This is a genomic window from Undibacterium sp. GrIS 1.8 (assembly GCF_040544445.1).
Taxonomy (GTDB): Bacteria; Pseudomonadota; Gammaproteobacteria; order Burkholderiales; family Burkholderiaceae_D; genus Undibacterium.
Map to the genome: position 1 here is coordinate 58,536 of NZ_JBEONQ010000004.1, position 20,830 is coordinate 79,365.

At 45.1% G+C, this 20,830-nt stretch carries 16 protein-coding genes; 13 read left to right on the forward strand and 3 right to left on the reverse strand.

Going from position 1 to position 20,830, the window contains the following annotated elements:
- Window positions 1-162 precede the first annotated feature (162 nt).
- The 5 genes from smc (at window position 163) to def (ending at window position 8,434) form a co-directional block, all read left to right on the forward strand.
- Window positions 163-3,687, forward strand: coding sequence for a chromosome segregation protein SMC (gene smc / locus AAKU64_RS02960; protein WP_354361366.1), 3,525 nt, complete (start codon window positions 163-165; stop codon window positions 3,685-3,687).
- Window positions 3,684-4,817 carry a cell division protein ZipA C-terminal FtsZ-binding domain-containing protein gene (locus AAKU64_RS02965; RefSeq protein WP_354331396.1) on the forward strand — a complete coding sequence of 378 codons (1,134 nt, stop codon included), beginning with the start codon at window positions 3,684-3,686 and terminating at the stop codon, window positions 4,815-4,817. The genes smc and AAKU64_RS02965 overlap by 4 nt, the downstream gene beginning before the upstream one ends.
- Window positions 4,723-6,909: an NAD-dependent DNA ligase LigA gene (gene ligA, locus AAKU64_RS02970; protein WP_354361368.1), complete on the forward strand. Its 2,187-nt coding sequence runs from the start codon at window positions 4,723-4,725 to the stop codon at window positions 6,907-6,909. Before AAKU64_RS02965 ends, ligA begins: the two co-directional genes overlap by 95 nt.
- A 1-nt stretch (window position 6,910) precedes the next feature.
- Window positions 6,911-7,792: a UTP--glucose-1-phosphate uridylyltransferase GalU gene (galU, locus tag AAKU64_RS02975; RefSeq protein ID WP_354331400.1), complete on the forward strand. Its 882-nt coding sequence runs from the start codon at window positions 6,911-6,913 to the stop codon at window positions 7,790-7,792.
- A gap of 108 nt (window positions 7,793-7,900) precedes the next feature.
- On the forward strand, window positions 7,901-8,434 hold the full coding sequence (gene def, locus AAKU64_RS02980) for a peptide deformylase (RefSeq protein ID WP_354331402.1): 534 nt from the start codon (window positions 7,901-7,903) through the stop codon (window positions 8,432-8,434).
- A 174-nt stretch (window positions 8,435-8,608) separates the two neighbouring features.
- On the opposite strand, the gene AAKU64_RS02985 is transcribed toward def, so the two are convergent.
- The 3 genes from AAKU64_RS02985 to map form a co-directional block, all read right to left on the reverse strand.
- Entirely contained in the window at window positions 8,609-9,355 is a 747-nt protein-coding gene (locus tag AAKU64_RS02985; protein ID WP_354331403.1) for a pseudouridine synthase, read from the reverse strand.
- A gap of 159 nt (window positions 9,356-9,514) precedes the next feature.
- Window positions 9,515-12,082 (reverse strand): [protein-PII] uridylyltransferase, encoded by a 2,568-nt coding sequence (locus tag AAKU64_RS02990; RefSeq protein WP_354361370.1) that lies wholly within the window; start codon window positions 12,080-12,082, stop codon window positions 9,515-9,517.
- Entirely contained in the window at window positions 12,082-12,912 is an 831-nt protein-coding gene (gene map, locus AAKU64_RS02995; protein WP_354331407.1) for a type I methionyl aminopeptidase, read from the reverse strand. Before map ends, AAKU64_RS02990 begins: the two co-directional genes overlap by 1 nt.
- Window positions 12,913-13,197: 285 nt before the next feature.
- Between map and rpsB the strand changes: the two genes are divergently transcribed.
- The 8 genes from rpsB to rseP all read left to right on the forward strand — a co-directional run bounded on the left by rpsB (window position 13,198) and on the right by rseP (window position 20,766).
- Entirely contained in the window at window positions 13,198-13,947 is a 750-nt protein-coding gene (rpsB, locus tag AAKU64_RS03000) for a 30S ribosomal protein S2 (protein ID WP_354331409.1), read from the forward strand.
- Between the two features lie 133 nt (window positions 13,948-14,080).
- Window positions 14,081-14,962, forward strand: coding sequence for a translation elongation factor Ts (gene tsf / locus AAKU64_RS03005; protein WP_354361372.1), 882 nt, complete (start codon window positions 14,081-14,083; stop codon window positions 14,960-14,962).
- 200 nt (window positions 14,963-15,162) lie between these two features.
- Window positions 15,163-15,894 (forward strand): UMP kinase, encoded by a 732-nt coding sequence (pyrH, locus tag AAKU64_RS03010; RefSeq protein ID WP_354331411.1) that lies wholly within the window; start codon window positions 15,163-15,165, stop codon window positions 15,892-15,894.
- Between the two features lie 50 nt (window positions 15,895-15,944).
- On the forward strand, window positions 15,945-16,505 hold the full coding sequence (gene frr / locus AAKU64_RS03015) for a ribosome recycling factor (protein ID WP_322119276.1): 561 nt from the start codon (window positions 15,945-15,947) through the stop codon (window positions 16,503-16,505).
- 93 nt (window positions 16,506-16,598) lie between these two features.
- Window positions 16,599-17,354, forward strand: coding sequence for a polyprenyl diphosphate synthase (gene uppS, locus AAKU64_RS03020; protein WP_354331414.1), 756 nt, complete (start codon window positions 16,599-16,601; stop codon window positions 17,352-17,354).
- Between the two features lie 15 nt (window positions 17,355-17,369).
- Window positions 17,370-18,194 carry a phosphatidate cytidylyltransferase gene (locus AAKU64_RS03025; RefSeq protein WP_354331416.1) on the forward strand — a complete coding sequence of 275 codons (825 nt, stop codon included), beginning with the start codon at window positions 17,370-17,372 and terminating at the stop codon, window positions 18,192-18,194.
- Window positions 18,195-18,217: 23 nt separating this feature from the next.
- Window positions 18,218-19,390 carry a 1-deoxy-D-xylulose-5-phosphate reductoisomerase gene (gene ispC / locus AAKU64_RS03030; protein WP_354361432.1) on the forward strand — a complete coding sequence of 391 codons (1,173 nt, stop codon included), beginning with the start codon at window positions 18,218-18,220 and terminating at the stop codon, window positions 19,388-19,390.
- The gene (rseP, locus tag AAKU64_RS03035; RefSeq protein WP_354331418.1) at window positions 19,387-20,766 is read left to right on the forward strand and encodes an RIP metalloprotease RseP; all 1,380 of its coding nucleotides are present in this window, start codon (window positions 19,387-19,389) and stop codon (window positions 20,764-20,766) included. The genes ispC and rseP overlap by 4 nt, the downstream gene beginning before the upstream one ends.
- The last annotated feature ends 64 nt before the right edge of the window (window positions 20,767-20,830 follow it).

Genomic DNA, 20,830 nt, shown 5'->3' on the forward strand with positions numbered 1-20,830 from the left:
TCAAAAACGGAATTTCAACCCTTCAAAATGTTATGATGAATAAAAAAGTAATGTGTAAAACATGGGGCTGGAAAAAATCCATTCAATTTTTGCTTATAAATGCAAATTGGATATGAGTTTTCAGGCGGAATCTGAACATTAAAGATTGTAAAATTTTATAACGTGCGTTTAACTTCCATTAAATTGTCGGGATTCAAATCTTTTGTCGATCCGACCAACTTTCAGGTTCCAGGCCAGCTGGTAGGCGTGGTCGGCCCCAATGGCTGTGGTAAATCTAATATCATCGATGCGGTACGCTGGGTTTTGGGGGAGTCAAAAGCTTCCGAGCTCCGTGGTGAGTCGATGCAAGACGTTATTTTTAACGGCTCTACCCACCGCAAACCTGCCGGACGCTCCTCTGTAGAACTGGTTTTCGATAATAGTCTAGGTAAAGCAGCAGGTCAGTGGAGTCAATATGCAGAGATTGCCGTTAAGCGCACGCTGACGCGCGACGGTACATCAACTTATTACATTAATGGTCAGCCAGTCCGTCGCCGCGATATCCAAGACATCTTTATGGGCACCGGCTTAGGGCCACGCGCTTACGCGATTATTGGCCAAGGAATGATTTCGCGGATTATTGAGGCGCGACCTGAAGAGTTAAGGATATTTTTAGAAGAAGCGGCCGGCGTATCTCGCTACAAAGAGCGGCGTCGCGAAACCGAGAACCGCATTCATGATACTCATGAAAATCTGGTGCGTGTAGAGGACATTCTGCGCGAGTTAAACGCGAATTTAGAAAAACTCGAAGCCCAGGCAGTTGTCGCCAATAAATACAATGAGTTGCAAGGCGACCAGGAAGAGAAGCAAAAACTGCTCTGGTTATTGCGTAAAAATGAAGCAGCAAATGAGCAGACTCGCTATTTCGCAGAAATAGAAAAAACCCAGATAGATTTAGAAGAGCAAACCACCAAGTTACGCCATGTTGAATTAGAACTGGAGCAAATGCGTCAGGCGCATTATGCGGTTGGCGACAAAATGCATCAGGCACAAGGACACTTGTACCAAACCAATGCTGAGATTGGTAGCTTGGAAGCGCAGATTAAGTTTGTCATTGAATCGCGCAGCCGTTTGCAAAGCCAGCTCAATTCTTTGACGGCACAGCGTGATCAATGGCAACGTCAGGGGCAACAATTTCAAGATGATCTGGCTGAGGCCGAAATTCATGTGGAAGAACTCGGTGAGCGTTCTGAGCAGGCGCAAGAAATCGCCCAGCAGCAAAACGATAAAATCCCAGCGTTAGAACAAGTCTGGCGTGAGGCGCAACTTAAAACTACAGAGTCGCGTGCCAAGATCATGCAGTTGCAACAGCAGATCGAGCTGGAATCGGCACATCAGCGCAATGCCTCGAATATTCTGAACACACTGGCCACCCGTAAAGAACGTTTGCAGCAAGAAAAACAAGGCTTGGCAATGCCAGATAACGTACATCTGGAAAATCTGTCTTTGCAATTGGAAGAGAAAAAACAAGAGCTAGAAGAGTCGTCCATGCAGTTGGAAGAAGCACAAGAGCGCTTGCCAATTCTTGAGGAAGAACGTCGCGCGGCGCAACAACAAGTCAACCAAGATGCCGCCGCTTCAGCACAATTAGATGCGAGGCTGCAAGCGCTGAAACAGTTGCAAGAGAAGGTTTTGAGTCAGGGTAAAGTACAACCTTGGCTGGAAAAGCATGAACTCAGTGGTTTGCCAAAGCTCTGGCAAAAACTACACATTCAACAAGGTTGGGAAACTACGCTCGAGGCTGTGTTACGTGAGCGAACCTCAGCGTTGGAAATGTCGAATCTTGATTGGGCTAAAGCATTCTTTAATGATGCACCGCCAGCTAAGCTTGCTTTGTATTCTCCGCAGGTGAATACGCCAACAACCGAGTCAGTTGCTGGTTTGCAGCCTTTGCTATCTTTGCTTCAACTAAATGATGCTGGCGTACGCGGCTTAATGCAGGACTGGTTACATCAAGTGTATGCGTCTGATGATGTTGCCAGTGCGTTCCAAAATCGGGATAAATTGCCATTAGGTGCGTGCTTTATCACCAAGCAAGGCCATGTTATTAGTAAGACTAGCGTACGGTTTTATGCTGCGGATTCTGAACAAGATGGTGTGCTGGCACGTCAGCAAGAAATCGATAATATTAGCAAGCAATCTCGTGCTCAACAAATGCTGGCAGATGAATCCAAAACGCGCACGGTGCGGGCGGAATCTGCTTACACGCAAGCGGCACAAAGCTTGCAAGAGTTGCGCCAGCGGGTCACTAGCCTGACCCAGACTGTGCATAGCTTGCAAATCGAATTTATGAAGCTGTCAGAAGTGCAAGCGCGTTTTAATCAGCGTAGTACGCAAATCATGAGCGACCTGACAGAAATCGCGGCACAAGAAAGCGAACAGCAACAAGCGAAAATCGAATCCGAAGAGAAGTTTGAGATGCTAGATATTGAGCTCGCCGAACTGCAAGAAAATCATGAGCAAGCTCAGACCAATTATCTGGAAAAAGAACAGCATTTAACGGACGCCCGCCAGCGTCTGCGCGATTTAGAATTAGCTGCACAAGAAAGCGCGTTCTCAGAAAAAACCCATCGTAATAAAATGGAGGAGTTGCGTCGCAGTATTGCCACGGCCGTAGAGCAATCTGCCCAGCTATTTGCAAATATGCAGCAAGGTCATCTTGAGTTAGAGGAAATGGATGACCAGACTGCCCAAGCTGGATTGCAGTCTTTATTGGAAAAACGGAGTGATCAAGAGCGTGCGCTATCGGATGCGCGTCACGAACTTGATCAGCTGACGCAAAAATTACGTCAGGTAGAAGAGAGCAAAATGCAGGTAGAGCGCAGCCTGCAACCACAACGCGACAGAATCGTGGAGTTACAACTCAAAGAACAGGCAGCGCGTTTAAATCAAGAGCAATTCGCAGAACAATTGCGTAATTTTGATGTGGACGAACAAGTCCTTTCACAAAAATTGCATGACGATATGAAACCATCCTATCTGCAAGGTGAAGTCACTAGATTGACAAATGCGATCGCTGCATTGGGTGCCGTGAATATGGCGGCGCTAGATGAGTTGGCGCAAGCGACTGAACGCAAAACTTTCTTGGATGCGCAATATGCCGATCTAAACGAAGCTATTACGACCTTGCAAGATGCTATTCATAAAATCGATATTGAAACTCGTGATCTCTTACAAGATACATTCAATAAAGTGAATCTCCATTTTGCCGAATTATTCCCGATTTTATTTGGCGGTGGACAAGCGAAATTGATTATGACTGGCGATGAAATTCTGGATTCGGGTGTGCAGGTGATGGCACAGCCACCGGGTAAGAAAAACGCCACAATTCACTTATTGTCAGGTGGTGAAAAAGCGCTGACTGCAACAGCATTAGTATTCTCGATGTTCCAATTAAATCCGGCACCGTTTTGCTTGTTGGATGAGGTTGACGCACCGCTTGATGATTCAAACACGGAACGTTTCTGTAACATGGTGAAACGTATGTCCGCTAACACACAGTTTTTGTTCATCTCCCATAATAAAATTGCGATGGAAATGGCGCAGCAACTGATAGGCGTCACCATGCAAGAGCAGGGAGTTTCTCGTATCGTTGCGGTGGATATGGAGTCCGCCGCACATTTCGTATCTGAGGCGCAAGCAGCATGACAGATCTACAAATTGTTTTAATGGGAGCCGGTGGTGCCTTTTTAGTCGGCATCGTTGCATACAATAAATGGCAAGAATATAAAGCGAAGAAAAGTGTTGATCAGGCATTTGGCGCTGGACACGATGATGTCCTGATGAACCGGGATGCTTATCCAGAATATCCAGATAAATTGGCAGAACCGCGTTTTAAAGAAGAGACATACAAAGAAGATGTATTCAATTCGTCGCGCCATGAACCTAGTTTGGATACTGATTTTGCAGAAGAAAATTCAGATTTTGGACAGCAAAATGCTATCCCTGATCGCACAGCCACTTCATCATTTGACGCCGCCGAAAAAGAATTGCCCGTCGATGAATTGATCGACTGCATCATTCCTTTAGAGTTTGATGCGCCAGTACGCGGCGAAAAATTATTGAGTGAAATACAAAGTCTTAAGTATGTTGGCAAAAAGCCAGTGCATTTCATTGGATTAAGTCATGATGGTATGCGTGATGTGATCGCTCATGGTGGAATTTACACGGCCTTATTTGCCGGCGTGCAAATGGTCAATCGTAGCGGGCCGATTAATGAATTAGAGTATTCAGAATTTGTGACGAAGCTGCGCGAAATTGCAGATCGCCTGAATGCACATTCAGATATTCCTGATATGAACCAGGTGATGTCCAATGCACGCGAACTACATCAGTTTGTGTCTGAGCATGACGCACAATTGAGTGTCAATGTATTGGCCAACGGCGCGCCATGGGCTGTTGGTACTTTACTTGCAGCGCTAGAAAAACAAGGGTTTGATATACGTCCAGACGGTCGCTTGGTAATGCCAGACGGCGATGGCGGCAATTTATTTACCTTATCCACCAATGTCAGCGTTAGCGAAACGGTTACTGCTCGCCTTACCTTATTACTCGATGTGCCTTGTGTTGCTCCATCGCGCGACGGTTTTGGTGCGATGGCTGCCTGTGCACGTTCATTGTCTACACGTCTTGGTGGTACGGTAGTCGATGACGGCAATCAGGCAATTTCTAAGGCTGCCCTAGATGAGATTGCAGGTCAAGTCAGTGAGTTTTATGCCGCTATGGCGGAAGCAGATATTGCTGCCGGCTCGACTCGCGCACAGCGTTTATTTAGCTGAATTCAATAAAAATATGGAAGAAGATTTATTCGGTTATTCAGTGTCGACAATTGAGTCAAAACTTTATAACAAATTAAAAGAGCGCGTTCAAACACTGCATGTAGAACTTAACCGTCATTCTCATCGTTATTACGATAATGATTCGCCTTCAATTTCGGATGCTGAATATGATGCTCTTTTTTTAGAGTTACAGCAGATCGAATTGAATTATCCATTGTTCAAATGGGCTGATAGCCCGACCTTTCGCGTTGGTGGCGCTCCTTTACCTGAGTTTAAGCAAGTCCAGCATGCAACATCAATGCTGTCTCTAAATAATGGTTTTGAGGAGCAGGATATTCGTGCTTTTGATCGTCGCGTCAGCGATGGTCTGGATACACAGCAAGCAGTGGAATACGCAATCGATCTGAAGTTTGATGGTCTTGCCATTAATCTTCGTTATGTAGATGGCGTATTCACGCAGGCGGCGACTCGTGGTGATGGATTTACGGGTGAAGATGTAACGGAAAACATCCGCACCATTCGCAGTATTCCTCTACGTTTAAATATAAAAGAACCACCTAAAGTATTGGATGTGCGCGGTGAAGTTTTGATGTTTAAAAGCGATTTTGAAAAACTCAATCAACGTCAGCGTGCAGCCGAGGCTAAAGAATTTGCGAATCCACGTAACGCGGCTGCCGGTAGTTTGCGTCAGCTAGATTCTAAAATCACTGCGCAGCGTAGCCTCAAATTTTTTGCTTACGGAATTGGCTCCCTGGAAGGTGCAAGTTTGCCTGGCTTGCAGCTATATTCTCATCGAGCTTTATTAGAATGGTACAAATCGATGGGCATTCCTGTCTGTGAGGAACAGGCCATCGTGCGGGGTGCGGACGGACTCTTGGATTTTTACAAGCAGATACAGCAACGACGATCACAATTGCCATATGAAATTGACGGTGTCGTCTACAAAGTTAACTCGTTCGTGCAGCAAGATACTTTAGGCTTTGTATCGCGTGCGCCACGCTTTGCGATTGCACATAAATTTCCGGCACAAGAAGCTTTAACCACAGTGTTAGATATTGAAGTCCAGGTCGGGCGTACTGGTGCAATTACTCCAGTGGCTCGTTTAGCGCCCGTATTTGTCGGCGGAGTCACCGTGACTAATGCGACCTTACATAATGAGGAAGAAGTGCGTCGCAAAGATATTCGTATTGGCGACACCGTGTCGGTGCGCCGTGCTGGCGACGTCATTCCTGAGGTGGTCGCGAGCATCTTAGAAAAACGTCCTGTTGACGCTAAAGAATTTGTAATGCCGACACAATGTCCCGTCTGCGGGTCAACAATTGTTAAACTGGAGGATGAGGCGATTGCCAGATGCTCCGGTGGGTGGATAAAATGTATTGCTCAAAGAAAAGGTGGTTTGTTCCACTTTGCTTCACGCAAGGCCATGAATATTGATGGCGTCGGCGAGCAATTAATCGATCAATTGGTCGATAAGCAGGTAGTGACAACAGCAGCAGATTTATATAAATTAGGTTTAACGTCCTTAGTAGCGCTGGATAGAATGGCCGATAAGTCTGCGCAGAACATTCTGGGGGCGCTGGAGAATTCTAAAGCCACGAGTTTTGCCCGTTTTATTTATGCATTAGGGATTCGTCATGTCGGCGAGTCGACTGCAAAAGATTTAGCGGCGACTTTTGGTAATGCCGATGCACTAATCGAGGCGACCGAAGAGCAGCTACTGGCGGTATCTGATGTAGGCCCCGTGGTTGCGAAGTCGATAAGATTATTTTTTGCCGATCCGCTGAATGTCGAGCTAGTGCAGCAGTTACTGGCATCTGGAATACATTGGCCAGAAGCAGCGCAAAAAGAAGTCGGCTCTTTACATTTGCTTGGGCAGACGTTTGTGTTAACCGGAACCTTGCCAACACTAAGTCGCGATCAGGCAGGTGCTTTGATAGAAAGTGCAGGTGGTAAAGTAGCTGGTTCGGTATCAAAAAAAACCAGTTATGTCGTTGCCGGAGATGATGCTGGTAGTAAGTTGTTAAAAGCGCAGGAATTGGGTATCCCTTTACTGACCGAAGCGGAATTGCTTCAACTCTGTTCAAGGAATTAAGATGAGAAAAATTAGAAAAGCAGTATTTCCTGTTGCTGGTTTAGGTAGCCGTTTTTTACCTGCGACAAAAGCGCAACCAAAAGAAATGTTACCCATCGTCGATAAGCCACTGATCCAATACGCGGTAGAAGAAGCGGTTGAGGCAGGTATTACCGAAATGGTGTTCATCACAGGTCGCGCCAAACGTGCGATTGAAGATCATTTTGATAAAGCTTATGAGTTAGAAAGTGAGTTGGAAGCCGCAGGTAAACAGGCTTTGCTGGACCTGGTCAGAAACGTTATTCCAAAAAACATCAATTGTATTTATATTCGCCAACAAGCTGCTTTAGGTTTGGGTCATGCCGTTTTGTGTGCCCGTCCGGTGATTGGTGATGATCCTTTCGCTGTGTTGCTAGCGGATGATTTGATGGATGCAGATGAAGGTTATCCATCCGTTATGACGCAAATGGCTCGCTTGTATGAAGAAGAGGGTGGTAGTGTGATTGCAGTGCAGGATGTGCCGCATGAATTTACCCGCCAATACGGTATCGTCAGCGGTACGCCGTATAAAGATCGCGTAGAGAAAATGCACGGCATTGTCGAAAAACCTAAACCAGAAGATGCGCCATCTAATCTGGCGGTAGTTGGACGTTATGTTTTGTCAGCACGTATTTTTGGATATTTAGAAAAGCTGGGCAAAGGCTCCGGAGGAGAAATCCAGCTCACTGACGGCATCGCCGCAATGCTGAAGGATTATCCTGTGTATGCTTATCGCGCTGCCGCGACTCGCTATGATTGTGGTTCTAAACTTGGTTATCTCAAAGCCAGCGTCGCCTTGGGTTTAAAGCATCCAGAGACCGGAGCAGAATTTTCTGAGTATCTACGTAGTCTTAAATCTACTTAAGCTTCGCTTTGATATCAGGCCAAACGTGATGTTCAATTGCGTTTGGCCTTTTTGTTTCTACCAATTTTTTAAATTAACCCAAGCTGCTGAAAGCCAAGGAGTCTTTTTATGATTCATCCGATTTTAAAAATGGGCGACTCTCGTCTTTTACGTAAAGCAGAGCCAGTGAAGCAATTTAATACAGAAGAGCTAAACAGCCTGGTCAAAGACATGTTTGAAACCATGGTTGCGGCCAATGGCGCTGGTTTGGCAGCGCCGCAAATTGGAGTTAATTTGCAGTTAGTGATTTTTGGTTTTAAAGATAATCCACGTTACCCAGACGCCCCAAGAGTGCCGGAAACAGTCTTACTGAATCCCGTGCTAACGCCATTGTCTGATGAGACCGACGATGCCTGGGAGGGATGTTTGTCAGTGCCCGGAATGCGCGGCCTTGTGCCACGCTGGAGCAAATTACGCTATGAGGGCTTTGACCAATTCGGCAATCCCATATCTCGTGAAGTCGATGGCTTTCATGCGCGCGTAGTGCAACATGAATGCGACCATTTGGATGGCGTCTTATATCCAACGCGAATTAAAGATTTGACGAAGTTTGGTTTTACCGAAGTCCTGTTCCCAGACATGGATCAGGGCGATGACGATTGAAGCTTCGCTAGCAGATTCAACGCACTACGACAGCTTTTTCATCGGCATTAATTAATATACTCCCACTGGGTATTTTTTAATTGTCCATATAAAACATCGACAATAGACGGTTTTTCAATAAAAAATAGGGGAGTATATTCTTCTTGCTAGGGTTGATAGGGTATGTAGTGTTAGTTAAAACTGCTCGTCGTCACGCAAGTAGCGCCACTGACCTTCGGGTAAATTTCCCAGCCTGACTTTCCCTATGCGTACCCGTTTCAAGCCCAGCACTTTTAAGCCGACCATCTCGCACATGCGGCGAATCTGGCGCTTTTTACCTTCGCGCAAAACAAACTTAAGCTGATCTTCATTGAGCCAACTGACTCTGGCAGGGAGCAATTTTTTACCATCTAACATCAAGCCGTGATTGAGACGCTTTAATTCTGCATCGGGTAGGGTGCCTGTTTTGCCATATTGAACGCGAACCAGATATTCTTTTTCTACCAATGTGTCTTGCCCGATCAGTTGCTTGGCAATTCGACCATCTTGGGTCAATACCAATAAGCCGACAGAGTCGATATCCAGACGTCCTGCTGGCACCAGGCTTCTGAGTTGGGTTGGATGGAATTGCGCATCTACCGCGCATTCAGTCCAACGAGCTTCTGGTTTGATCAATGCAATCGCCGGTGTATAGCCATCTTCAGCTTGACCACTGACATAGCCGACCGGTTTATTGATGAGGATGGTGACGCGTTTTGATTGTTCCGCCGCGGCTTGACGCTCGACTGAAATTTGCTGGTCTGGCAGCACCTTACTGCCGAGTTCAGAAACTACTTTGCCGTCAACTCTGACCCATCCGCGCGCGATCCATTCGTCGGCTTCGCGGCGTGAGCAGATGCCCAATTCAGACATTCGTTTCGATAGGCGTACAAGTTCGGTCATGGCAAAGATAATCAATTAATAGTGATGAAAATAACGTTAAGTAAGTCTTAATTAAACGCGAGGTAGTCGTTTAATGGCTCAATAACAGGTAGGGCGTTGCATTAAAACAGAGATGCTAGAGATTTGTTTAGTTTTTAGAAAATATCTATTTGATTCAGCCTAAATCCGTAACGCATCCAATAGCTCAGTCTCAAATTGTAATTGGTTTTTAGCTCTTTGTAGCGAGGCACCATCGACCAGAAAAACGTCTTCTACCCGCTCACCAAGCGTCATAATTTTGGCTGTATGCAAATTAATTTTATATTTGGTTAATACGTTTGCAATCGAGTACAGTAGACCGTTTCTATCATTGGCTGAGATTGATAATAAATAGTATTGACCACGCTCATCCGGCCTTAGATCTACGCTTGGCACTATCGGGAAGGTTCTGGACATGCGTGATAACCGACCACGGTTCGGAGGTGACAAGGCAGTCTGCTGTGTGAGCACCGTTGCCAGTTCATGCTCGATTAAATTAATGATGTCACGGTAGTTATTTGCAAAGGCAGGCTCAATCACCAAAAAAGTATCGAGCGCATAGCCGCTTTTAGTTGTGTGAATTTTCGCGTCTAAAATGCCAAAATTTTTGCTATCAAAATAATTGCAAATTCGTGCAAATAAATCAGCTTGATCTTGAACATAGACAGTGACTTGCAAGCCTTCGCCAATTGGTGATAAACGACAATTGACGACCGGAACTGTGCTGTTAATTTTGTCATACAGTGAACGCGTTTGCCAGGCGATATCGGAGGAATCATGACGTAAAAAATACGCCATATCCAGTTGCTGCCAAAGCGCCTCATGAGCATCTACTGGCAAACCAAAAAGACGTAAAGCTTTAAGTGCATCCTCCTGCCGATTTTTTAATTCTCTATCTTTAGACGGCGCTTCGCCGCCTAAAATTCGCAAGGTAATACGATATAAATCCTCTAGCAGTTTCCCTTTCCATGCATTCCAAACCTTAGGACTGGTGCCTCGAATGTCTGCGACCGTGAGCAGATATAGCGCTGTGAGGTGACGTTCGTCCTTCACTATTTTTGCAAATGCCTGTACAACATCGGGATCAGATAAATCCTGTTTTTGTGCGAAATGCGACATCGTCAAATGCTGCTGTACTAAAAATATAATCAACTCAGAATTGGCTTTAGATATGCCATGATCAAAGCAAAATTTCTTTGCATCTGCCATACCTAAGACAGAATGATCGCCGCCGCGTCCTTTGGCGATATCATGGAAAAGTGCCGCGATATATAACATCCATGGTTGCGTAAAGTTCGCCATTAACTGGCTGCAAAATGGGTATTCATGTGCATGTTCTGTCATCGTAAAACGACGTATATTGCGTACCACCATCAAGATGTGTTGATCTACTGTGTAAGCATGAAAAAGGTCGTGCTGCATCTGACCAATAATACGTCTGAAGTTAGGCAGATAGCGGCCCAGAATACTCATCTGGTTCATGCGACGTAACGCATGAGTAATCCCCCGCGGTGACTGCAGAATCTGCAAAAACATCGCACGATTAAAAATATCATGGCGGAATCCCGCATCAATCAAAAAGCGGGCATGCCACAAGGCGCGCATGGTGCGTGCGGTCATCCCTTTCAATTCAGGGTGTTGCACCAGCAGCAGAAATACTTCTAGTATCGCAGACGGTGTTGACTGAAAAAGCTCATCCCGAGCCATCTCAATAAAGCCGTTTACTTCATTAAAACGCAGATTGATTGGGCGTGGGACGGACGGTTGAGGAAACAAGCTGGCTTCAATATTTTGCAGCAAGATCATATTGAGTTGCGTGACGGTTTTTGCTGCCCAATAGTAGCGCTGCATTAAGTGTTCACTGGCTCTGCGCGAATCAGTAGTCTTAAATCCAAAAGTCTCAGCAATCGCTGTTTGCACATCAAATATCAGCCTATCTTCGCGTCGACCTGCGTGAATATGCAGCCTTATGCGAATATCTTTGAAGGCGCGCTCATTGCGCTTAAGTTGGTGTGCTTCGGTCGGCGTAATTAAGCCACGATCAGCGAGTTCCCGCCATGAGTTGCCTAAGTTAGCAGCTTTAGCGACCCATAAAATCACCTGCAGGTCTCTTAGTCCCCCAGGGCTCTCTTTGCAGTTTGGTTCTAGGCTGTAGGCAGTATCTTCATACTTGACATGCCGCTGACGCATTTCCAGTAGTTTTTCCTGGAAAAACTGCTGTGGGTTTATATCAGCAAGATAGGCTGCTTGTAGTTCACGGAATAACTTACGGCTGCCAGTAACTAAGCGCGCTTCCAGCAAACAAGTTTTAACGGTAAGGTCTACTTTTGCTTCTTGCATGCATTCGTCAACGGTGCGTATACTATGGCCAATATCGAGTCCGATATCCCAAAAAATCTGCACTAATTGTTCCAGCTTTGCACGCGTCAGACTATCTGGCTGTGCAGACAGTAGAATCATCACGTCTACATCAGAATAGGGGAATAATTCTCCTCGCCCATAACCACCAACTGCGACCAGCGCGGTGCTGGTCGGGAAGTTAAATTTTTTCCAAATTTTGATTAAAACGTTATCAACATTGCGGCACAAGTCGTGCAGTAATTGTTCCGCTTTGTGATTTTCTGTGAATGCAGCGATGACCAACTGTTGCGCTGCTTTGAGTTCTTCTTTGAACTCTAATGCGGAAATGTTTGCAACAGCGGCCGTCATTATGCTGGCAGGTTTTGCGTCGAGCCGGCCAAAATAAATGCCGGAGGCGGAGGTGATCCCGCAGATAAGGTCAATACTTCATAACCTGTTTCTGTGACCAGAATTGTGTGTTCCCACTGTGCAGACAAGCTGCGGTCTTTTGTTTTAATGGTCCAGCCGTCACCCATTTCACGAATATCACGACGACCAGCATTAATCATCGGTTCTATAGTGAATATCATGCCAGGCACTAATTTCTCTAATGTGCCAGGACGCCCGTAATGAAGTACTTGTGGTTCTTCATGGAAAACTTTGCCGATGCCGTGACCGCAAAATTCACGAACCACGCTATAGCCAGCTTTTTCTGCGTGTTGTTGAATGATATGGCCGATATCGCCCAAATGATTACCCGGTTTTACTTTGGAAATACCTAACCACATGCATTCGTATGTGATCTCATTAAGACGTTTTGCCAAAATCGATGGCTCACCAACCAAGAACATACGGCTATTATCCCCGTGGTAGCCATCTTTGATCACAGTAATGTCTAAATTGACAACATCGCCACTTTTTAATATTTTATCCCCAGGAATTCCATGGCAAATTACGTCGTTGACCGAAGTGCAAATCGCCTTTGGGTAAGGCGTGTAGCCAGGTGGGCAATAGTTTAATGGAGCCGGGATGGTACCTTGGACATTGGCCATGTATTCATGACACAATCTGTCTAATTCACCCGTAGTTACGCCTACTTTGACGAATGGCGTAATGTAATCCAGTACTTCCGAGCCAAGTCGGCCTGCTATACGCATTCCTGCGATATCTTCCGGTGTTTTAATTGAGATAGATGTCATGCTGAGCCAAATAAGATGAATATAAGTAAGCTCTAATTATAGTCGAGGCAAGAGCCGTTCGCTGGCCGATCATTGCGCGCTTGAATTTAGGGCTCATTTCGTAGTAGAATAGAAGGCTAGTTTGGAAAAATGCATCACCAAGCTAAAGAAAAACTACAAATCGGCCGTGAAAAGTTGATTGAAAAATTATTTATTAATGCACGAATCTGATCAACAAGGGTGTCTGGAATTACATAATATTTCCCAGATCACTGACTGGATTCAAGACCTAACCCTGGAGTTAACATGTCTGTAACAATGCGCGAAATGCTGGAAGCTGGCGTCCATTTTGGTCACCAAACCCGTTTTTGGAATCCAAAAATGGCACCGTTCATCTTCGGTCATCGCAATAAAATTCATATCGTCAACCTGGAAAAAACTCTGGGTATGTATCAAGAGGCGATGCAATACATCCGTCAATTATCAGCAAATCGCGGCACAATTTTGTTGGTTGGTACAAAACGTCAAGCACGCGACATCATGGCAGCAGAAGCGCAACGCGCTGGTATGCCTTTCGTTGACCAGCGTTGGTTGGGTGGTATGTTGACTAACTTCAAAACAGTCAAAACATCGATCAAACGTTTGAAAGATATGGAAGCTTCTGTAGAAGATGGTTCCGTAGAAAAGTTGAGTAAAAAAGAAGCGTTGATGTTCCAGCGTGAAATCGTTAAATTGCAAAAAGCAATCGGCGGTATCAAGGATATGGGTGGTATTCCTGACGCAATTTTCGTAGTTGACGTTGGCTATCATAAAGGCGCTATCACTGAAGCTGCTAAATTGGGTATCCCAGTTATCGGCGTAGTTGATACTAATCACTCTCCTGAAGGTGTTACTTACATCATTCCAGGTAACGATGACTCCTCCAAGGCAATCGCTTTGTACGCTCGCGGCGTTGCTGATGCAATTCTCGAAGGCCGTGCTAATGCTGTCAACGAAGTGTTGGAAGCCGTTAAGCCAAGTGCTGATGAATTCGTCGAAGTGGCAGATCAAGCTTAATTGCTTAAAAGCTACGAACTGAGTTCGCAAGTAAGGTGATGGTAAAGGGGCAACAGTCGTTCGCCCCTTTTTTTAAATAAATTTTGATGTTGGTGCTTATCAATAGATGGCACTATCAATTTAGGAGAAAAACATGGCAGTGATTACAGCAGCGATGGTAGGTGAATTGCGCGCAAAGACAGATGCGCCGATGATGGAGTGCAAAAAAGCTTTGACTGAAGCCGAAGGTAATATGGATCGCGCAGAAGAATTGCTCCGTATTAAACTTGGTGGCAAAGCATCGAAAGCGGCATCCCGTATTACTGCAGAAGGCGTAGTAGCTAGTTACTTAACTGGTAATGTTGGCGCAATGATTGAAGTTAATTGCGAAACTGACTTTGTTACCAAGAACGATGACTTTTTGGCGTTAGTAAACAATTGTGCGAAGTTGGTTGCAGAGCATAACCCTGCTGACGTAGCAGCTTTATCAGCTTTGCCACTGGAAGGCGGCACAGTAGAGTCAGTGCGCGCTGCACTGATCGGGAAAATCGGCGAAAACATGTCAATTCGCCGTTTTGTACGTTTTGATACTGAATCTAAATTAGCAGCTTACTTGCACGGTACTCGTATCGGTGTTGTAGTTGACTTTAATGCCGCTGATGATCAGGTCGGTAAAGATGTTGCTATGCACATTGCCGCAATGAAACCAGTTTCATTGTCCTCTGAGCAAGTTCCTGCTGAATTGATTGAGAAAGAACGTTCAGTAGCCTCTCAGAAAGCAGCTGAGTCTGGTAAGCCAGCAGATATCGTTGCTAAAATGGTTGATGGTTCGATTCAGAAGTTTTTGAAAGAAGTCTCGCTGTTGAATCAAACATTTGTGAAGAACGACAAGCAAACAGTCGAGCAAATGTTGAAGGCGGCAAATGCTTCCGTCAAATCTTTCACAATGTATGTGGTTGGTGAAGGCATTGAGAAAAAGCAAGATGATTTCGCTGCGGAAGTAGCTGCTCAGGTGGCAGCGGCAAAGCAGGCGTAAGCAAGAATGCGGGCCGAAAGGCCCGTTTTTTTAAACTGTCCGCTTTTTAAATGTATAGATACAGTGTGCTAATTAGGTGCACTAGTTTGCATTAAATTACTATCTAGTATTTACATTTAGTGAAGCTATTTAATGCAGCTCGTTTCTCAGCTTTTAGCCTGTAAGAAATTAATCGTCTAAATCCATAAGGAGTCCAGAACGTGACAAACGTAACGAACGCAAAGCCAGCTTACAAACGTGTCCTGTTGAAGCTCTCTGGTGAGGCCTTGATGGGAGATGATGCCTTCGGAATTAATCGCGCAACAATTGAGCGTATGGTTGCTGATGTCGCTGAAGTCTCAAGGCTTGGTGTTGAATTGGCGATTGTTATTGGAGGCGGCAATATTTTTCGCGGTGTGGCGCCCGGTGCGCAAGGTATGGATCGGGCCACAGCGGATTATATGGGGATGCTTGCAACTGTAATGAATTCCCTTGCATTGGCGGATGCGATGCGTCAGGCGGGTATTACTGCCAGGGTTATGTCAGCAATTGGGATCGATCAAGTGGTTGAGCCTTACGTCCGGCCTAAAGCATTGCAATATCTGGAGGAGGGTAAAGTTGTTGTATTTGCAGCTGGAACAGGTAATCCGTTCTTTACTACAGATACTGCCGCTGCTTTAAGAGGATCAGAAATTGGTGCTGAGATCGTTTTAAAAGCAACCAAGGTCGATGGCGTTTATACTGCCGACCCAAAGAAAGATGCGACTGCAACACGTTACACTACGATTTCTTTTGATGAAGCAATCTCACGCCATTTGCAGGTAATGGACGCAACTGCATTTGCGTTATGTAGAGATCAAAAATTACCAATCAAAGTGTTCTCAATTGTCAAACCTGGTGCGCTAAGAAACGTCATCATGGGAGCAGACGAAGGCACCTTGGTGCACGTATAATTTTATCGGACGTACTACTGAATTGATAAGTTGATGTATAGGAGGGCGGCATGACCGTTGCAGATGTAAAGAAAAATACTGAACAAAGAATGCAAAAAACGATAGAGACGCTGAAGGCGGATTTGTCCAAAGTCCGTACTGGCCGCGCGCACACCGGCATTCTTGATCATGTTCAAGTTGATTACTATGGTACGGCAACACATATTACACAAGTTGCGAACGTGACCTTAATCGATGCCCGTACTATCGGTGTTCAACCTTGGGAAAAGAAAATGATTTCTGCGGTTGAGAAGGCGATTCGTGATGCGGATTTAGGTTTGAATCCGTCCACGCAAGGTGACATGATCCGAGTACCAACCCCTGCGTTGACAGAAGAGCGTCGTAAAGAAATGGTTAAGTTAGTTAAGAATGAGGGCGAAGATGGAAAAATCGCCATCCGTAATATTCGCCGTGATGCTAACGAATCACTCAAGAAAATTCTCAAGGATAAAGAGTGTTCTGAGGATGATGAGCGTCGGGCTCAAGATGATATACAGAAGCTGACCGATAAGTTTGTTAGTGAAGTAGACAAGCTGCTTGCTGAAAAAGAAAAAGAAGTATTGACGGTATAGATTGCCCCGGTATTTCCTTGCTCCTATTTGCCTTGGGCGTTTAATTAAATTTTTTGCTCAAGGCAGAAAAGAAGTAATTCATTCTGGATATTCATGACTCACATTAGCTCTACAAAAGATGTTCCCGTTGTCGATAATGTGCCTAAGCATGTAGCTATTATCATGGATGGTAATGGGCGTTGGGCTACTAAGCGCTTTTTGCCACGTGTTGCAGGACATGCTAAAGGGGTAGACGCCGTTCGTGTCATCGTCGAGGCATGTGCAATCAGGGGTGTGCAATACCTGACTCTTTTTGCCTTTAGTTCTGAAAACTGGCGTCGGCCTGCAGATGAAGTTTCTTTATTGATGCGCTTATTTGTTACTGCGCTTGAGAAAGAAGTCGCAAAAATGCACGTCAACGATATTCGCTTGAAGGTTGTCGGTGATTTAAGTCGTTTTGATGCGCCATTGCAGAAAATGATACAAGCAGCAGAGACAAAGACGGCGAACAATGCCGGGCTCACAGTCACCATCTGCGCTAACTATGGTGGCCGCTGGGATGTAGTGCAAGCCTTTAATCGATTGGTACAAGAGGGGCAAGTTAGTATGCCGATTGATGAGGATCAATTAGCGCCTTATTTGTCTATGGCGTATGCCCCCGAGCCAGATCTTTTTATCCGTACTGGCGGCGAAACAAGAATTTCTAATTTTTTACTGTGGCAATTGGCCTACAGTGAGCTGTACTTTACCGAGACCTACTGGCCTGACTTTGATGCTGCAGCGCTAGATACGGCCATCACATCCTATCAAACAAGAGAACGAAGATTTGGCCGAACCAGTGCGCAATTGGTAGGACAAACATCGTCATAGCCCTCAGGCGATTTAATGCTTAAAACTCGTGTCATTACGGCATTGCTATTATTGGCAATTTTATTGCCGATTCTTTATTCGGGTTCTTTTATTGCGTTTACGATCATCGCAACCTTGTTCTTGGGCGCCGCAATGTGGGAAAACCAACGTCTGTTTCAGAACCCGGCTCCTATTGTTATTGCCCTTATTTGGGCGGGCTTATTTGCGGGCTTAACTGTTAGTAATGCGGCTATTTCTCAACCTATGCTGTTTGCTTTGTCTACCGCATTTTGGGTAGTTAAATTTATTCCCTCGCTAGCCAGAGGTCTTCCGGCTCGTAATAACGGAATTGCTAACTCTCTATTTAGTGGTATGTATAGCGCATCTATTTTTGCTTGTTTTGTCGCGATAACCAGTTTGTTCAATTACTCCCCGATTTTTTTGTTATCTATCATGGCGATAGTCTGGGTTGCTGATATCGGAGCCTATTTTTCTGGAAAAGCTTTTGGTAAACATAAGCTGGCACCAAGTATTTCACCCGGCAAGTCTTGGGAGGGAGCGATAGGCGGCTGGATTGCTGTACTGCTGATTAGTTTTTCTGCGAGCCAAGTTGACGTGCTTTCTGGTACTTTTCCTTCCAAAGTATTAATCTCGTTTGGAATTTTGGGCTTTGTTGGCATTATGAGTCTGTTGGTTGTCGCCAGTGTTGTGGGCGATTTATTTGAATCCTCATTAAAACGCCGTGCAGGTTTCAAAGACAGCAGTGCTTTACTGCCGGGTCATGGCGGTGTGCTTGACAGGATTGACGCCTTAATCCCCGTATTACCCATTGCTGCGATCATTGTTTTATGGATGAAGTAAGTATGACGACGAGCGTATCAAGTATACAAAAACTCTGCATTTTAGGTTCAACCGGTTCTATCGGGGTTTCTACTCTGGATGTGGTTGCCAGACATCCAGATCGCTATCAGGTATTTGCTTTAACAGCACATAGTCAAGTTGAAAAATTGGCGCTGCAATGTGAGCAATTTAATCCGCAGATTGCAGTGGTTGGTTCCGCTAAGGCGGCTTCTGAATTACAGCGGCTACTGCTTGGAAAGAATCTAAAGACTGAAGTCAGTTATGGCTCACAAGCCCTATGTGATGTGGCGAGCTCTGTCGATTGTGATACGGTAATGGCGGCAATTGTCGGCGCTGCTGGTTTGCCTGCATCCTTAGCTGCAGCTAGGGCGGGTAAGAAAGTTTTACTTGCGAACAAAGAAGCCTTAGTCATGTCTGGCCAGATATTTATCAATACTGTTCGTGATAGCGGCGCTACTTTACTACCCATAGACAGCGAGCATAATGCGATCTTCCAATGCTTGCCGCATAATTACAATCGACATCCATCTGAATATGGAATCAGCAAGATTATCTTGACCGCATCTGGGGGGCCTTTTTTAAATCGCAATTTAGAATCCTTATCCGATGTAACGCCTGACGAGGCCGTGGCGCATCCAAACTGGGTCATGGGCAGGAAGATTTCGATTGATTCCGCCACCATGATGAATAAGGGCTTAGAGGTAATTGAGGCGCACTGGTTATTTGCTACGCCTGCAGAGCAAATTGAAGTTTTGATACATCCTCAGAGCGTCATTCACTCTATGGTTTCCTACAATGATGGCTCAGTCCTTGCCCAGATGGGGAATCCGGATATGCGCACACCGATTGCTTACGGTCTAGCCTACCCAGAACGAATTGCATCTGGCGTCGCACCACTTGATCTGGTTAAAATCGCTAAACTCCATTTCGAAGCGCCAGACTTTAAGCGTTTTCCTTGTCTTGATCTGGCTTATGCTGCGTTGAAAGCGGGCCAAACTGCATCAACTATATTGAACGCAAGTAATGAAGTCGCTGTCCAAGCGTTTTTGGACGGCAAAATTGGTTTCAGGATGATTGATCAAATTATTGCTCGTGTATTAGACAAAATTGCATTATCTAGCGCGGATGACATTGAATCCATTCTTGAGTGCGATAAAGAAACGCGAGTAATTACTCAGGCTTTGCTCGCTTCATGATTCAAATACAAACTTTTTTACAAACTGTCCTAGCCTTTGCATTTGCGCTGGGTACTCTTGTGATTATTCACGAGCTTGGACATTATTTTGTCGCCAGACTTTGCGGTGTTAAAGTTTTACGTTTTTCTGTGGGTATGGGGCGAGTTATTTACTCAAAAAATTTTGGTAAAGACCAGACTGAATGGGCTTTATCAATTTTACCTTTGGGCGGTTACGTCAAAATGCTTGACGCCAGAGAGCAGGATGTTAGTAAGCTATCTGAGCATGAGTTAAGTAGGGAGTTTTGCAGACAGTCAGTTTGGAAGCGCATCGCCATTGTTGCCGCAGGTCCCATAGCTAATTTTTTGCTGGCAATTACTTTGTTTTCTGTTCTTTACTTGCATGGAGTTGCCGAGCCCAGTAGTAAAATTCGCGTACCTTCAAGTTCTTCATTGGCTTATCACTCAGGTTTGCGTCAAGGTGACGTGATCACTAGCGTAAATGATGAAAATGTACAAACTTGGTCTGACGTGCGCTGGAAGTTGCTTCAATTAGGTTTATCTAAAAGTAACGCGCAGTTAGTTGTCGCTAGGGTTAGTCAAAATAAACCGGAAATTCTTGATCACGTAACGATTGAACTCCCTTTATCCCAGCTCTCAAGTAAAGAGCTGGAAGCCGATTTTTTGACTCAATTGGGTTTTTCTGTTGCTCGTCCGGCGGCAATACTAGGCACAGTAGATCCCGATGGAGCTGCGAAGCGCGCTGGCTTGCAGGAGAAAGACCAAATTCTTGAAGTTGATGGTAGACCATTATTGGATGGCTTAGCATTTACCGAACTGGTCAATGCTTCCCCAAATAAAGCGATGCATTTGTTAGTCAAGCGAGGCGAACGAACTTTCGAACTTGATGTCACACCTGAGCAGCAAGTGATTAAGGATCAGACTATTGGCAGAATTAAAGTTGGATTGATGCTCGCACCAGAGATGGTGCAAGTAGAAACAACTATTTTGGATTCAGTGGTCAAGGGCATAAAAAGAACCTGGGATACCAGTATTTTGAATTTTAAAATGCTGGGGAAAATGGTGACTGGAGATATTTCTTTAAAGAATATTACAGGTCCCATTACGATTGCTGATTATGCAGGTCAGACCTCCAGAACCAGTGTCGTCAGTTACCTTAGCTTTATTGCTTTAATCAGTATTAGTCTTGGCGTCATGAATTTGCTCCCTATTCCTGTGTTGGATGGCGGGCATTTGTTGTATTATTCGCTGGAAGTTTTGACTGGAAGGGCTGTGTCAGAGCGTTTCGGTGAGATTGCACAGCGCGCAGGCGTAGTTTTATTAATGGCTTTGATGGCAGTTGCCTTTTTTAATGATATTTCACGACTAATGTCATAATGCGCAGCTGAAGCAAACTATGCTGCTGGTTGTCGATCTTTCCGGTAGAAATTTGAGATTAAAT